This window comes from Natrinema pellirubrum DSM 15624 (genome assembly GCF_000230735.2).
GTDB classification, from domain to species: Archaea; Halobacteriota; Halobacteria; order Halobacteriales; family Natrialbaceae; genus Natrinema; species Natrinema pellirubrum.
On record NC_019962.1, the window covers coordinates 2,997,935 to 3,013,830 of the forward strand.

General features: G+C 65.7%; 11 protein-coding genes. 8 read left to right on the forward strand and 3 right to left on the reverse strand.

Features of this window, described 5'->3' with window-relative positions; translation table 11 throughout:
* The 5 genes from nuoL (at window position 1) to NATPE_RS14475 (ending at window position 7,552) form a co-directional block, all read left to right on the forward strand.
* Window positions 1-2,058 (forward strand): NADH-quinone oxidoreductase subunit L, encoded by a 2,058-nt coding sequence (nuoL, locus tag NATPE_RS14455; protein WP_015299168.1) that lies wholly within the window; start codon window positions 1-3, stop codon window positions 2,056-2,058.
* Entirely contained in the window at window positions 2,055-3,578 is a 1,524-nt protein-coding gene (locus NATPE_RS14460) for a complex I subunit 4 family protein (protein WP_006181262.1), read from the forward strand. The genes nuoL and NATPE_RS14460 overlap by 4 nt, the downstream gene beginning before the upstream one ends.
* The gene (locus NATPE_RS14465) at window positions 3,578-5,104 is read left to right on the forward strand and encodes an NADH-quinone oxidoreductase subunit N (RefSeq protein WP_006181263.1); all 1,527 of its coding nucleotides are present in this window, start codon (window positions 3,578-3,580) and stop codon (window positions 5,102-5,104) included. The genes NATPE_RS14460 and NATPE_RS14465 overlap by 1 nt, the downstream gene beginning before the upstream one ends.
* 46 nt (window positions 5,105-5,150) lie before the next feature.
* Entirely contained in the window at window positions 5,151-6,647 is a 1,497-nt protein-coding gene (locus NATPE_RS14470) for a DHH family phosphoesterase (protein ID WP_006181264.1), read from the forward strand.
* A gap of 77 nt (window positions 6,648-6,724) precedes the next feature.
* On the forward strand, window positions 6,725-7,552 hold the full coding sequence (locus NATPE_RS14475) for a CBS domain-containing protein (protein WP_006181265.1): 828 nt from the start codon (window positions 6,725-6,727) through the stop codon (window positions 7,550-7,552).
* A gap of 5 nt (window positions 7,553-7,557) precedes the next feature.
* Here the strand turns inward: NATPE_RS14475 and gatB are convergent, their stop codons facing one another.
* Window positions 7,558-9,054, reverse strand: a complete 1,497-nt coding sequence (gene gatB / locus NATPE_RS14480; protein WP_006181266.1) for an Asp-tRNA(Asn)/Glu-tRNA(Gln) amidotransferase subunit GatB — start codon at window positions 9,052-9,054, stop codon at window positions 7,558-7,560.
* A 114-nt stretch (window positions 9,055-9,168) separates the two neighbouring features.
* Between gatB and NATPE_RS14485 the strand changes: the two genes are divergently transcribed.
* Complete coding sequence (locus NATPE_RS14485) at window positions 9,169-9,414, forward strand: AbrB/MazE/SpoVT family DNA-binding domain-containing protein (RefSeq protein ID WP_006181267.1); 246 nt, start codon at window positions 9,169-9,171, stop codon at window positions 9,412-9,414.
* Window positions 9,415-9,849, forward strand: coding sequence for a type II toxin-antitoxin system VapC family toxin (locus tag NATPE_RS14490; RefSeq protein WP_006181268.1), 435 nt, complete (start codon window positions 9,415-9,417; stop codon window positions 9,847-9,849). It abuts the gene before it with no gap.
* Here the strand turns inward: NATPE_RS14490 and NATPE_RS14495 are convergent, their stop codons facing one another.
* Entirely contained in the window at window positions 9,850-11,880 is a 2,031-nt protein-coding gene (locus NATPE_RS14495; protein ID WP_006181269.1) for an AMP-binding protein, read from the reverse strand. It lies immediately after the preceding gene.
* A 2-nt stretch (window positions 11,881-11,882) separates the two neighbouring features.
* The gene (locus NATPE_RS14500; protein ID WP_049804896.1) at window positions 11,883-12,740 is read right to left on the reverse strand and encodes an SDR family oxidoreductase; all 858 of its coding nucleotides are present in this window, start codon (window positions 12,738-12,740) and stop codon (window positions 11,883-11,885) included.
* Window positions 12,741-12,851: 111 nt separating this feature from the next.
* Here NATPE_RS14500 and NATPE_RS14505 point away from each other — a divergent pair, with 111 nt between their 5' ends.
* On the forward strand, window positions 12,852-15,893 hold the full coding sequence (locus tag NATPE_RS14505) for a PAS domain-containing sensor histidine kinase (RefSeq protein WP_006181271.1): 3,042 nt from the start codon (window positions 12,852-12,854) through the stop codon (window positions 15,891-15,893).
* Window positions 15,894-15,896: the final 3 nt, after the last annotated feature.

A 15,896-nucleotide genomic window follows, 5' to 3' on the forward strand; every position in this document is an offset into this window, starting at 1 on the left:
ATGGCAGCAACAGCAACAGGACCGTTCGGATTCGCACCGGCGATCGCAGTGTTCCCGCTCGTGGCGTTCGTGGTCACGCTGCTCTTCGGCAGGCACCTGCCGAAGAAGGGCGCGCTGCCAGGCATCATCGCGACGGCGGGCTCGCTCGTCGTCTCGCTGGTAATGGCCGCGGCCGTCGCGGGCGGCGGCGAACATCATACGGAACTGTACGAGTGGACGGCCGGCGCAGCGGCGAGCGAAACCGGCGCGGAGACGATCGCCTTTACGTTCGGGATCCTGATCGATCCGCTCTCGGCGCTGATGCTGGTGATCGTCTCGCTGGTCGCCCTGCTCGTCCACGTCTTCAGCCTCGGCTACATGAACGCCGAAGGGGAGACCGGGCTGCGGCGGTACTACGCCGAACTCGGGCTCTTTACCTTCAGCATGCTCGCGTTCGTCTTCGCGGACAACCTGCTGATGGCGTTCATGTTCTTCGAACTCGTCGGTCTCTGTTCATACCTGCTGATCGGGTTCTGGTTCCGCACGGAATCGGCCCCCTCGGCCGCGAAGAAGGCCTTTTTGGTCACCCGCTTCGGTGACTACTTCTTCCTGATCGGGGTCGTCGCCATCGCGGCGACGTTCGGCACGGTCGGCTTCGCCGGCGAGGGGTCGTTCGTCACGGCCGCCGAGACGGCGATCGAGGACGGCGCGACGCTGTTCGGCTTCGACGCCCAGACCTGGGTGACGATCACCGGACTGCTCGTGCTGGGCGGCGTGCTGGGCAAGTCCGCGCAGTTCCCCTTCCACACCTGGCTGCCCGACGCCATGGAGGGTCCGACCACCGTCTCCGCGCTCATTCACGCGGCGACGATGGTCGCGGCCGGGGTCTACCTGGTCGCCCGGATGTTCGGCTACTACGCGCTCTCGCCGACCGCGCTGTCGATCATCGCCTTCGTCGGCGGCTTCACCGCGCTGTTCGCGGCGACGATGGCCGTCGTCAAGGACGACGTCAAGCAGGTGCTTGCCTACTCGACGATCAGCCAGTACGGCTACATGATGCTCGGGCTGGGCGTCGGCGGCTACGTCGCCGGGGTCTTCCACCTGATGAACCACGCCTTCTTCAAGGCGCTCCTGTTCCTCGGTGCCGGCGCGGTCATCATTCTGATGCACCACGAACAGGACATGTGGGAGATGGGCGGCCTGAAGGACAAGGCACCCGTCGTCTACTACACGTTCCTCGCCGGCGCGCTCGCGCTCGCGGGGATCGTCCCGTTCTCCGGTTTCTGGTCGAAAGACGAGGTGTTGTTCGACGCGCTGGCCGTCGGCCTCTCCGAACCAGTCATCCTCGCGGCCTACGCGATGGGACTGGTGGCCGTATTCTTCACCGGCTTCTACACGTTCCGGATGGTCTTCCTGACCTTCCACGGCGAACCCCGGTCCGACACCGCCGAGGACCCCCACCCGGTTGGGTGGGCGGTCAAGGTCCCCCTGCTCGCGCTCGGGACCCTCGCCGCCGTCGCTGGCCTCGTGAACATGGCCCCGATCGCGAAGCTCGCGGGGGTCGACATTACGTTCCTCGAGTTCTGGCTCGACGGCGAGTACGGCTACGTCGAGGGGCTGACCTACCACCACTACCACGAGACGGTCGCCGAGATGGCCTTCGAAGAGGCCTACATCGGCTCCGAGACGACGACGATGCTGCTGAGCGCCGGGCTCTCGCTCGGGCTTGCACTCGCCGGCGCGTTCACGGCACACACGCTGTACAACGTGCCCGACCCGGACCGTCACACGACGAAACTCGGCGGCGCGTACCGCGTCCTGAAAAGCAACTACTACCAGGACGAGTATCAGGTCTGGCTCGCCGAAGGCTTCACCCTGCCGCTGGCACGGGCAGCCGACCGGTTCGACCAGACCGTCATCGACGGCGTGGTCAACGGCACCTCACAGATCAGCCTGTTCGGCAGCAACTGGGTGAAACGGATCCAGACGGGTATCGTGACTAACTACGCGGCGCTGTTGGTGGGCGGGTTCATCGCCTTACTGCTCGTCCTCGGCTATCTCGGAGGGTGGTTCGCATGATGATCGAAGCACTGATCGCGGTCGCACTGATCGGCGCGCTCGTCACGTTCGTCGCGCCGAATCGCATCGCCGGCAAGCTGGCCTTCGCGATCAGCCTCGTGCCGGCGGCCCTATCGCTGTGGCTGTTCGGGGCCTTCGACGGTAGCGGGAACGCCCTCCGGGGCGGCGAACTCGCGTTCGAATCACAGGCAGCCTGGCTCGAGATCGGCGACTACTCGATTTCGTGGTTCGTCGGCCTCGACGGGATCAGCCTGCCGCTCGTGGTCCTGACGACGATCCTCTGTACGCTCGCGATCGTCAGCTCGTGGACCCCGATCGACGAACGCCAGTCGCAGTTCTACGGACTGATCCTCTTTATCGAGGCGATGCTGATCGGCGTCTTCTCGGCGCTTGACTTCTTCCTCTGGTTCGTCTTCTGGGAGGCGGTCCTGATCCCGATGTACCTGCTGATCGGGATCTGGGGCGGCCCGCGCCGGAAGTACGCCGCGATCAAGTTCTTCGTCTACACGAACGTGGCGTCGCTGGTCATGTTCGGCTCCTTCGTCGCCTTAGTCTTCGGACTGGGCGACGTGACCTCCTTCGCACTGCCGGAGGTCGCGACCGCGATGCTCGAGGGCGGCCCCGACGGTCTGTTCGGACTCGAGGGGACGACGCTTGCTTCGGTCGTCTTCATCGGGCTGTTCCTCGGCTTCGCGGTGAAGGTACCGATCGTGCCGTTCCACACGTGGCTGCCCGACGCCCACGTGGAAGCCCCGACCCCAGCCTCGATCCTGCTGGCCGGTGTCCTACTGAAGATGGGGACCTACGCACTGCTGCGGTTCAACTTCACGATGTTCCCCGACCAGGTCGAGACCTACGCGGTGCCGATCGCGGCGATCGCCGTCATCAGCGTTATCTACGGCGCGATGCTGGCGCTTGCCCAGACCGACCTGAAACGGATCGTCGCCTACTCGTCGGTCTCGTCGATGGGCTACGTCATCCTCGGGCTGGTCGCGTACACGCAGTTCGGGGTCGGCGGTGCGACCTTCCAGATGATCTCCCACGGGCTGATCTCCGGACTGATGTTCATGGCCGTCGGGGTCATCTACAACGCGACCCACACGCGGATGGTCACCGACATGTCCGGGCTGGCAGACCGGATGCCGATCGCGGTCGGCGTGCTGATCGCCGGTGCGTTCGGCTACATGGGACTCCCGCTGATGAGCGGCTTCGCCGCCGAGTACTTCATCTTCTTCGGCTCCTTCGGCTCCGAACTGCTGTCGTACTCGGCGCTGTTTACCTCGCTGGCGATGTTCGGCATCGTCATCGTCGCGGGCTATCTCCTGTTTGCGCTCCAGCGGACCGTCTTCGGCCCGTATCGACTCGAAACTGACTACGAGGTCGGCCGCGCCCCGGTTCACGACGTCGCGTCGCTGCTCGTGTTGCTCGGACTCGTCGTCCTGCTTGGCGTGGCCCCCGACCTGATCTTCGACATGATAACCGACGCAATCGATCCGATCGTCCAGGGAGGTGACCTCTGATGGCGGTCATCGACCTCCCCCAGTGGCTGGCGCTCGCACCGGCACTGATACTCGCCGCGACGGCGCTGGTGCTGTTCGTATTCGACAGCATCAACCCGCACTCGACGAACCGAACCGTCCTCTCCGGGACGACCGTTATCGGCGCGTTGGCCTCGCTGGCCGTCGCCGTCTGGTACGCCGCCGCGGGCGTCGGTGCGACGGGGATCGAGAACTACGGCGTCATCGACATCATGGACGGCCAGTTCGTCGTCGACCAGCTAGCGCTGTTCTTCATGATCGTCGTGGCGATCGTCACCGCCTTAGTCGCGGTCGCGAGCCACGACTACCTGCAGGACCACACCTACCAGGCCGAGTACTACTCGCTGCTGGTCCTCGCGGCAACCGGAATGTCGATGATGGCCGTCTCGAACAGCCTCGTGACGGTCTTTATCGCACTCGAGCTGACGAGCCTGCCGTCGTACGCCCTGGTCGCGATCCTGAAGGACAACCGCGGCAGCGTCGAAGCCGGCCTGAAGTACTTCCTGATCGGCGCGCTGTCGTCGGCGATCTTCGTCTACGGCGTCAGCCTGGTCTACGGCGCGACCGGCTCCTTACAGCTCGAGGCGATCGCGGCGAACCTCGACACGGCCGGTGAAATGGGCGGTCTGCTCGGACTGGGCATCCTGATGCTGATCGGCGGCATCGCGTTCAAGACCGCGAGCGTCCCGTTCCACTTCTGGGCCCCCGAGGCCTACGAGGGCGCGCCGGCACCGATCTCGGCGTTCCTCTCCTCGGCCTCGAAGGCCGCCGGCTTCGTACTCGCGTTCCGCGTGTTCACGACCGCGTTCCCGCTCGAGGCGACGACGGCGGTGATCGGCGTCGACTGGACGTGGGCCTTCGTCATCCTGGCGATCGTCACGATGACGCTGGGCAACTTCGCGGCGGCGACCCAGGAGAACGTCAAGCGGATGCTCGCGTACTCTTCGATCGGCCACGCGGGCTACGTGTTGATCGGACTGGCAGCGCTCTCGACGTCGTCCGGCGACCTCGTCATGGGCGCGGCGATGATCCACCTGCTGGTCTATGGCTTCATGAACACGGGCGCGTTCCTGTTCGTGGGGCTGGCCGAATACTGGGGCGTCGGTCGCACCTTCGAGGACTACAACGGACTCGCGACCCAGGCACCGGTCGCCTGCGCCGCGATGGCTATCTTCATGTTCAGCCTCGCGGGTATCCCGCCCTTCGGCGGGTTCGGGAGCAAGTACCTCCTGTTCAGCCACACGATCGAGGCAGCCACCGAGAACACGGCGCTGCTTGCCGCCGCCGCGGCGCTCGTGATCAACAGCACGCTCTCGCTGTACTACTACTCCCGGCTGGTCAAGGCGCTGTGGATCGAGGACCCGCTCCGTGAGCGGGACACGCTCGCGACACCGACCGCCCTCTACGCGGCGATCGTCGCCGCCGCCGTCGTGACCGCGGTCAGCCTCGCGGCGTTCGGCCCGATCACCGACATCGCGACCGAGGCGGCCGCGACGGTCGTCGGCTGAGTCGCACCCGGTAGCTTTTACCCGCCGGGGTCGCAAGCCGCGACAAATGGGTTTCCGGCTCGTGCTCGGCTGTGGCACCGTCTGTCGAGGCGTCATCGACTGCCTCGCCGAGCGCGACGGTCGACTGCTCGTCGTCACCGACGACGAGAGCGTCGTCGAGACGATGCGAGAAGAGAGTATCCCGGCTCGAGACGGCGATCCGACCGATCCCGCGACCGTCGCGAGCGTCGACCCACCTGACGTGATCTTCGTCGGCAGCGACCGCACCGACGTCAACCGGGCCGCACTCGAGGCCGCACGCGATCGGTTCCCCGGGGCCGCGATCGTGGCCTATCTGGGCGGCAACGCAACGGCCGCGGACCGTGAGCGCTTCGACGCTCTCGCGGACAGAGTCGTCGGCCCCACGAGCGCGCTGTCGGAGTGGGTCCTCGCGGAAGCGGCGAGCCCGTCGGCCGAGTCGGCGATCGAACTCCGAGATCAGCTTACCGGGATCGACGGCCGGCTCGCGGTCATGGCCCACGACAACCCCGATCCCGACGCGATCGCCAGCGCGGTCGCGCTGGCCGACATCGCCGAGTCCGTCGGCGTCCCGGCCGACGCCTGCTACTTCGGCGACATCTCCCATCAGGAGAACCGGGCGATGGTCAACTTACTCGAGCTGGACCTGCGGAACCTCGGACCCACGGAGTCGCTCGAGGAGTATTCGGCCTTCGCGCTGGTCGACCACTCCCGGCCGGGGGTCAACGACCAGCTCCCGACGGAGCTGCACGTCGACATCGTCATCGACCATCACCCGCCGCGCGGGCCGGTGCCCGGCGAGTTCGTCGACCTCCGGCAGGGTGCGGGCGCGACCAGTACCGTCCTGACCGAGTACATAGAGCGGTTCGACCTGGGGTTCGATTCGTCGACGGCGACGGCACTGTTGTACGGGATCCGTGTCGACACGAACGACTTCACCCGCGAGGTCTCCCCCGCCGACTTCCGGGCTGCGTCGGTGCTATCGCCCCACGCGGACGCGTCGGTCCTGCGCCAGATCGAGCAGCCGTCGCTCGAGGGCGACACCCTCGAGACGATCGCCCGCGCGATCAAGAACCGGATCCAGCGCGACTCGGTCGCGGTGGCCAGCGTCGGCCGGATCGGCGACCGGGACGCGCTGCCCCAGGCCGCCGACCAGCTGCTCGCGATGGAGGGCGTCGAGACGACGCTCGTCTTCGGCTTCAACGACCAGATGGTCTACGTGTCGGCCCGCTCGCGGGCCGCCGACGTCGATCTCGGCGAGACGCTCCGGGACGCGTTCGACCGGATCGGCAGCGCCGGGGGCCACGCCGACATGGCCGGCGCACAGCTCGAGATCGGCATTCTGGGCAGTGCCGACGACGAGGCGGAAATCGAGTCGATCGTCAGCGTCGTCGAGGAAGTGATCACCAACCGCTTCTTCGAGGCGATCGAGACGCGACCGGGGGTCCCGGTCGGGGCCTACACCCAGACCAGCGAGTGGCTGTTCACTCAACGCGGCGAGCCGGACGGCGGCGAATCGGCGTGAGCGCGTGACGGGTGCGGGGCGGCCGCGGTGGGGCATCAGTGACAGTACTTTTGCGCGCGGCCGCCGTCGGTCCGCGTATGGAGGTCGTGTCGGAGCGAACGAAGCCCAAGGTCAAAGACTACATGACGCGCGACGTCGCGACGGTATCGCCGGACGAAACCGTCGGCGAGGTCTCGGCCCGGATCGCGGAGAGCGACGAACACAGCGGCTTTCCGGTCTGTGAGCGCCGCCGCGTCGAGGGCTTCATCAGCGCCCGCGACCTGCTGCTGGCCGACGACGACGATCCGATCTTTACCGTGATGGCGACCGATCTGCTGGTCGCCCATCCCGACATGAAGGTGACCGACGCCGCGCGGGTCATCCTCCGGTCGGGTATTCAGAAACTCCCCGTCGTCGACGACGCGGGCAACCTCGTGGGGATCATCTCCAACGCCGACGTCATCCGCAGCCAGATCGAGCGAGCCACCCCCGAGAAAGTCGGCAAACTCAAACGGACCTTGGAGCAGATCCACGAGATCGAACTCACGGAGGAACGCCGGACCGTCGCCCTCGCCGATCTCACGCCCACCCAGGGCCGGGTCTACGCCGACGAACTCGAGGGTCGCCGGTACGAACTCGAGCGGGGACTGGCCGAGCCGCTGGTGGTCATCGACAACGGCGGCACGCTCTTGCTGGCCGATGGCCACCACCGCGTGCTGGCGGCCGACCGGCTGGACATCGACGAGATGGACGCCTACGTCATCGTCATCGATCACGAGATCGACCTGGGAATGGCCCGCACGGCGGAAAAGGAAGACTTGGAACGGATCGACGACATCGACGTCGTCGACTACGCGCGTCACCCGCTCGTCCAGACGACGAAGCGACTCCAGTCCGACGGCAGCGGAACAGACGACGGGCAATAGCGGACCTATTCCTCGAGTTCGGCCCGTAGCAGCTGGTTCACGTCGCCGGGATCCGCGCTGCCCCCGGTCTTTTGCATCACCTGTCCGACCAGGAAATTGATCGCGCCGTCGTCACCGCTCTCGTAGTCGTCGACGGCGTCGGGGTTCTCGTCGATGGCCTCGACGACCGCTTGCTGGACTTCGTCCTCGCCGGTCTTGCCAAGTCCCTCCTCGGCGACGACCTCGTCGGGGGTTCGGCCGTCGTCGAGCATCGACCGCAGGACGGTCTCGCGGGCGTTTTTCGCCGTGATCTCGTCCTCGGCGACGAGTTCGACGAGCCGCGTGATCTCCTCGAGGCGGCCCTCGATCTCCGTAATCTCGATGTCGCGGTAGTTGAGTTCACCCAGCAGGTTGTCCGCGACCCACGTCGCCGCCAGATCGGGATCGAACTCGCCGGCGACGTCCTCGTAGAAGTCCGCGACCTGTTTCGTGGAGGTGAGTTTGGAAGCGGCCTCCTCGCTCAGGCCGTACTCCGCCTGGAACCGTTCCCGGCGGGCCGAGGGAAGTTCCGGGATCGCGATTTCGTCCTTCCAGTCCGAGACGCGCAGCGGCGGGAGGTCGGCCTCCTCGAAGTAGCGGTAGTCCTTCTCCTCTTCCTTCGAGCGCATCGAGACCGTAATGCCGCGGGACTCGTCCCAGTGACGGGTTTCCTGTTCGACCGCGCGGCCCCGTTGGATGGCGTTTTTCTGGCGGGTCTCCTCGTAGGCCAGGGCCTTCTCGGCACCCTTGTGGCTCGAGATGTTCTTGACCTCGGTGCGGTTGGCCGACTCGAGTGCGTCGATCCCGATCTCGTCGGTGTCGTCGCCCTCGATGTCTTCCTCGGGAATGATCGAGAGGTTGGCGTCGATCCGCAGGCTGCCGTCGCGTTCGGCGTCGAAGACGCCCAGGTACTCCAGGACTTCCTCGAGTTCCGCGAGGAAGGCCCGGACCTCGCCGGGGCTGCGGAAGTCCGGCGCGGTGACGATCTCCATCAGCGGCGTCCCGGCGCGGTTGTAGTCGACGAGGGTGTACTCCGCCGAATCGATGCCGCCACCGCCGCCGACGTGCTGGAGGCTGCCCGGGTCCTCTTCCAAGTGGGCCCGTTCGATCGCGACGGTCCGGCGCTGGCCCTCGACGGCGATCTCGAGGTCGCCGTCCTGACAGATCGGCTCGTCGTATTGGGTGATCTGGAAGTTCTTGGGGAGGTCGGGGTAGTAGTAGTTCTTGCGGTGGAACCGGGTCTCCTCGGGGATGTCGGCGTCGATCGCCTTGCCGATCTTGACCGCGGCTTCGACGGCTCCCTCGTTCAGCACCGGCAGCGCCCCCGGCAGGCCGAGACAGACCGGGCAGACGTTCTCGTTGGGCTCGTCGGTCGGCTCGGTCGAACAGCCACAGAAGATCTTCGTGTCGGTCTCCAGCTGGACGTGGACCTCGAGGCCGATGACGGTCACGAGGTCGCCCTGCTGGACGGTCTGGGCAGTCATTGAAGACCGATTCGGCCCCGCAGGGGTAAAACGTAACGGGACGCACTCGTTTCGTCGCCGCTCAAGTAGTGTGCCACCACACTATATTTGTGCCTTCAGCGACTAACCTCGAGTATGAGTACCGATAGGGTCGACGCCGAGAGCAAGGTCTCCGGGAATCAGGCCAATATTCCCGCGCGAATCCGTCGGCAACTCGATATCGATGACGGTGATCGACTTCGGTGGTACGTCGGAGATGACGGAACGGTCCGAGTGGAGGTCGTTCACCGCCGCGGTGGCTCGTTCGCTGATTTCACCGGATACGACGGTGACGAGGAGACCGACGCAACGACGGATCACGACGCCTGGGGAGTCGAATAGATGCCGCGTGCGGTCGTCGATACGTCGGTGCTGTTTGCCGCGAGTTACCGCCGAGACGGGGCACACGAAGCCGCACTTCCGATTCTTCGCGGGATCGACGATCAGTCCCTGCCCGAGGCGGTCGTCCTCGATTACGTTCTCGCGGAGACGCTCAATGGACTGACGACACACGCGGGTCACGAGCCGGCCGTCGATTTTCTTGACCGTATAGAAGAAAACGCCAGATTTCACCTCGTTTCGATATCAGCTGATACGTTGGCGACAGCGAAATCGCTGTTTCGCCGGCATAGCGGCCTTTCGTTCGTCGACGTTTGTATTGTCGCGTATATGCAAGCCAACGATGTCGAATGCCTGTACGCGTTCGACGACGATTTCGATCGCATCGACGAGATCACTCGACTCGAGACGGCCACGAATCCGTACGATCCGCGCTGACTACCGCGCGTCCTCGAGTTCCTCGAGCGCCGCCGGGTTCTCGATACTGCTCATGTCGCCCAGATCCTCGCCGGTGTAGGTGGCCTGAATCGCCCGGCGGATGATCTTGCCTGACTGGGTTTTGGGGAACTCGTCGACGAACAGCACCTCGCGCGGGCGGAACGGCTTCCCGAGTTCCTCACCGACCTGCGCGCGCAGTTCCTCGCGGAGGTCGTCGGTCTCCTCGTAGCCGTCCTCGAGGACGACGTAGGTGACGACGGCGGTGCCGGTGGTGTCGTCGGGCGCGCCGATAGCTGCGGCCTGGTTGACTGCCGTATGGTCGATGAGCGCGCCCTCGACCTCCGCGGGCCCGACCTTCCGGCCGGCCACGTTGAGGGTGTCGTCGGCCCGGCCGTGGAGGAACCAGAAGCCGTCCGCGTCCTTCTGGGCCCAGTCGCCGTGGTCCCACATGTCCTCGAAGGTCGACCAGTACTCCTCGAGGTAGCGCTCGTCGCCCGACCACAGCGATTTGGTCATCGAGGGACAGGAGTCACGCGCGACGAGGTAGCCGCGTTCGTTGTCCTCTTTGACGGAGTTGCCCTCGCGGTCGACGACATCGATGTCCATCCCGAGGCCGGGCCCGCCGAGCGTACAGGGCTTGAGCGGCTCGGTCGGCATCGGCATCAGGAAACAGCCACAGATCTCGGTGCCGCCGGAGATGTTGATGATCGGGGCCTCGCCGCCGCCCACGTTCTCGTGGAACCAGTGCCAGGACTCGGGGTCCCAGGGCTCGCCCGTCGAGCCGAGGATCCGCAACGAGGAGAGGTCGTGGCCTTCGAGCCACTCGTCCCCGTGCTTTCGCAGCGCCCGAATGGCGGTCGGCGAGATGCCGAACTGGGTGAGCTTGTGGCGGTCGATCATCTCCCAGAACCGGTCGGGCTCGGGGTAGTCCGGCGCGCCCTCGTACATGAAGACGGTGCCGCCGAAGGTGTGGGTCCCGATCAGGCTCCAGGGGCCCATCATCCAGCCGATGTCGGAGACCCAGAAGAACCGGTCCGCGGGCTTGAGATCCATCCCGAAGTGGACCTCCTTGGGACACTGGACCTGGACGCCCGCGTGGGTGTGAACGATGCCCTTCGGTTTGCCCGTCGTGCCCGAGGAATACAGCAGCATCGACTCCTGACTCGAGGGCAGTGATTTCGTCTCGTAGTCGTCGGCCTGCGTTTCGACGGCGTCGGCCCACCACTCGTCGCGGTCGTCGTCCCAGGGGATCTCGTGCGAGGCGCGAAGCGCCTCGCCACTCGAGCCCAGTCGATCGAAGACGATGGTAGACTCGACGTGGCCGGCCTCCTCGATCGCCTCGTCGGCGGCGGACTTGAGGAAGACCGGATCGCCGCGCCGGTAGAAGCCGTCGCCGGTAAAGAGGACCGAACACTCCGAGTCCGCGATCCGGGTCGCGGCCGCGTCGACGCCGAAGCCCGAGAAGATCGGCACCGCGATCGCGCCGACCTTGAAACAGCCATAGAGGATCGAGACGACCTCCGGCACCATCGGCATGTAGAGCCCGACCGTGTCGCCGGTGCCGATGCCGCGCTCCTCGAGCGCGTTCGCGACCTGGTTCGCCCCCCGGTGGAGTTCGTGGTACGTGACTTCGCGGACCTCGCCGTGTTCGCCTTCCCAGATCGTGGCGACTTTGTTTCGGCGCTCCTCGTCAAGGGCGGCGTGGCGGTCCACGACGTTGTGGGCGATGTTCAGTTCGCCGCCGGGGTACCAGTCGGAGAACTGCGGACCCTCGCTGTCGTCCCGGATCTCGTCGTAGGCCTCGTAGAACTCGATCCCGAGGTAGTCGACCAGTTCGTCCCAGAACCAGTCGACGCCGCTGTCGGGTTCGCCCTCGAGATCGGTCGTCGTCCGCTCGATGAGTTCCTCGTAGTCGTCGATCCCATAGGTCTCCATGAACTCGGCGACATTCGTCGACTCGACGAACTCCTGGCTCGGTTCGTGGGCGATCTCGTCGATGTCCTCGAGGCTTGGGCTCGTGTTCCCGGACATTGTCACTCGTATGTTAGCGTCATGCCACCATCAAACAACAGGTCGCCGCCGTCCAGGTGCCGGCCGAGATCCGAGAAGCCGAGCAAAAAGAGGTTGGCGACGTCGATCGGTTCCATCATCTCCGTGACCCGGGACTGACCGAGCATCACGTCCTCGATCACCTCGTCGACCGAGATACCGCGCTGTTCGGCGGTATCCTCGAGTTGGGCGGTCACCAGCGGCGTCTTCACGTAGCCGGTGCTGAGCGAGAACGCTCGGATCTGCCCCTCGCCCTCGGCGGCGATCGACTGGGTCAGTCCCCGCAGGCCGAACTTCGAGACGTTGTACGCGACCTTGTCGCTCGTGACGTAATGACCGTGGACAGACGCCATGTTGCCAACACACCCCTGGCCGTCGTCGGTCTCCCGGAAGTGCGGGAGACACAGTTTCGAGAGATACAGCGGGGCCCGGAGCATGATTCGATGCATCAGGTCGTAAGTCTCCATCGGGAACTCGTCGATGGGGTCGATGTGTTGCATTCCGGCGACGTTCGCGAGGTACTTGAGATCGCCCAGCTGTGCGGCCTCGTCGACGATCCGTTCGATGTCGTCGTCGACCGTCAGATCGCCGGGCACCGGCTCGATCTCGCCCTCGAGACCGAGGTCCTCGCCGCGAGCCACCGTCCCGGCGAGGCCGTCCTCGTCGACGTCGGTCGCCGCGACGGTGAGGCCGTTACCGGCGGCGGCCAGTGCGGTCGCTCGGCCGATACCGGAGGCCGCACCCGTCACGAGACAGACGTTGCGGTCGGTGAACGAATCATCGGGGAACCGGTAGATCTCGTCGTCGTCGACCGTCGGTGCCGTGACTTTCGTCTGGGACATGTTTTTCGTCTGCCACTCACCGCGGACGAGCATAAAAGTATCCGCGGCCGCGGTTCGCTGGCCGCTCGCGCCGGCGAACGTCTTTTGCCGTTCTACGGCGTTCGACGTAGCATGAGTACCCGAGCCGGGACCGACGAGGGTGCCTTCTGGGGCGACGTCACCGACGATGTCGCGCTCGAGCGCTATCGGACGCTCGTCAACACGATCGACGACGCGATCTACCAGCTCGACACCGACGGTTGCTTCGTCGCGGTCAACGACGGCATCGTCGAGGCGACCGGCTACGCCCGCGAGGACCTCCTCGGCGAACACGTCTCACTCGTTCTCGCCGCCGACGACGTGGCCCGTGTCGAACGCGAGATCGCGACCCGGATCGCCGCGGACGACGACGAGATCGCAACGTTCGAACTCGCCGTTCGAACTGCCGACGGCGACGCGATCCCCTTCGAACTCCGCGTCAACCTGCTGCTCGAGGACGGGGAGTTTCGGGGGACTATCGGCGTCGCCCGCGACCGCTCCGAGAAGCGCCGTCGACAGGACACGCTCGCGTCGGCGATCGCCTCCTACGAGTCGATCACGAGCGTCATCGACGGGGCCGACATCGGCGCCATCGTCCTCAACGAGCAGTGTGAGATCGAGTGGGCCGACGAGTCCGTCGAGGAGTACTTCGGCCTCGATCGCGCGAGTCTCATCGGACGGGACAACCGGACGGTCGTCGACGACGTCCTCAAACACCGGGTCGACGATCCCGGGTGCTTCGCAGCGACCGTCCTGTCGTCGTACGACGACGAGCGCTACGTCGACGGGTTCGAGTGTCGGATCACCGGCGACGGCGACCACGAGGATCGCTGGCTGTCCTACCAGAGCAAACCGATCGAATCGGGAGAGTTCGCCGGCGGACGAGTCGAGTTCTACTACGATATCACCGATCAGAAGGAGTCGAAGGGTGCGCTCCGGCAGAGCGAAGCGGCGTTCCGGTCGCTTGTCGACGCCGTCGAGGAGTACGCCATCTTCCGGCTCGATACCGACGGGCACGTCGTCAGCTGGAACGAGGGGGCGCGCCAGATCAAGGGCTACGAGCGCGGGGAGATCCTCGGCGATCACTTCTCGCAGTTCTACACCGACGCGGACCGGGCCGCGGGCGTTCCCGCGCGGAACCTCGAGCGGGCCCTCGAGAACGGCTCCGTCGAGGACGAGGGGTGGCGCGTTCGTGCGGACGGGACGCGGTTCTGGGCGAACGTCACGATCACGGCGGTCCGGGACGACGACGGTACCCATCGGGGCTATCTGAAGGTGACGCGGGACATGACGGACCGCTGGGAGCGCGAGCGCGAACTCGAGAGCGAACTGCAGCGTATCCTCGGGCGGATCTCCGACGCTTTCTATGCGGTCGACGACGAGTTCCGGTTCACTCACGTCAACGATCGTGCCGCGGAGCTGCTGGAACGCTCCGAGGAGGAACTCCTCGGGGAACGTCTCTGGGACGTGTTTCCCGACCTCAACGAGATCGACGAGGTCTGGGACGCCTTCCATACGGCCCTGGAGTCCCAGGAGCCGACCAGCTACGAACTCTACTACGACGCGCTCGATTTCCGGGTCGAGGCAAACCTCTATCCCTCTGAAACGGGCATCTCGGTCTACTTTCAGGACGTCACCGAACGCCGGGAACGCGAACGCGAACTCGAGCGGACCGAGCGGCGCTTCGAGGCTATCTTCGAGGACCCGAACATCCTCGTTGGACTGCTCGAACCCGACGGGACGGTGATCGACGTCAACGGAACCGCCATGGAGTACGTCGACGCGGAGCTGACGGACGTGATCGGCGAGCAGTTCTGTGAGACGCCGTGGTGGGGCGACGGATCCAGCGAGTCCGCGGGCGTTCGCGACGACATCAGGGAGTGGACCGAGCGGGCCGCCGCTGGCGAGTACGTCAACTTCGAGGCCGACCTCACCAGACCGGACGGGGAGCGATACACCCTCAATGGTGTCTTCCGGCCGGTCACGAACGACGACGGTGACGTCGTCTCGATCGTCGTCTCGGATCGGGACATCACGGAGCGCAAGAAACGTGAGCGCGAACTCGAGGAGTCCGAACAGCGCTATCGCACGCTGGCCGAGAACTTCCCGAACGGCGTCGTCACGCTGTTCGACCACGACCTCGAGTACACGCTGGCGGCGGGCCAGGGCTTCGAGAAGATCCCGGTCGACCCGGCCGATATCGAGGGAAAACACTACACGAACGCGTGGCCCCAGGAGATCAGTGATGCGCTCGAACCGGCGCTTCGGGGCGCACTCGAGGGCGAGCAAGGGGCGGTCGAACTCGAGTACGCCGGCCGGGAGTGGGCCATCTACGCGGTCCCGATCACCGACACCCGCGGCGACGTCTTCGCCGGCGTGACGATGGCCCACGACATCACCGAACGCAAGGAGTACCAGCGCAAACTCGAGGAGACGGTCGAGCGCCTCGAGGAGTCGAACAAACGCCTCGAGGGGTTCGCTTACGCGGCCTCTCATGACTTACAGGAACCCCTGCGGATGGTCTCGAGCTACCTCCAGCTGATCGAGGGCCGCTATGCCGATGCTCTCGACTCGGACGGACGGGAGTTCCTCGAGTACGCCGTCGACGGTGCCGAGCGGATGCGCGACATGATCGACGGGCTGCTGGCGTACTCGCGGGTCGAAACCCAGGGCGAGCCGCTCGAGCCCGTCGCCCTCGAAACCGTCTTCGACGACGTCCTCGAGGACCTGCAGTTACGGCTCGAGGAGACCGACGCGGCGCTCGAGGTCGGGGAGTTGCCCCGCGTCGAGGGCGATGCCAGCCAACTCCGGCAGGTGTTCCAGAACCTCCTGAGTAACGCTCTGGAGTACAGCGGCGACGAGCCGCCCCGCGTCCGCGTCGACGCCGAGCGCCGCGGCGAGGACTGGGTGGTCTCGGTCCACGACGAGGGGATCGGGATCGAACCGGACGATCAGGACCGCATCTTCGAGGTCTTCGAACGGCTGCACGGTCGCGAGGCCCACGCCGGCACCGGGATCGGGCTCGCGCTCTGTCAGCGCATCGTCGAACGCCACGGCGGCGAGATCCGCGTCGATTCCGAGCCGGGCGAAGGGGCGACGTTTTCCGTCGTGTTGCCCGCGGCGGACGCCGAATGAACG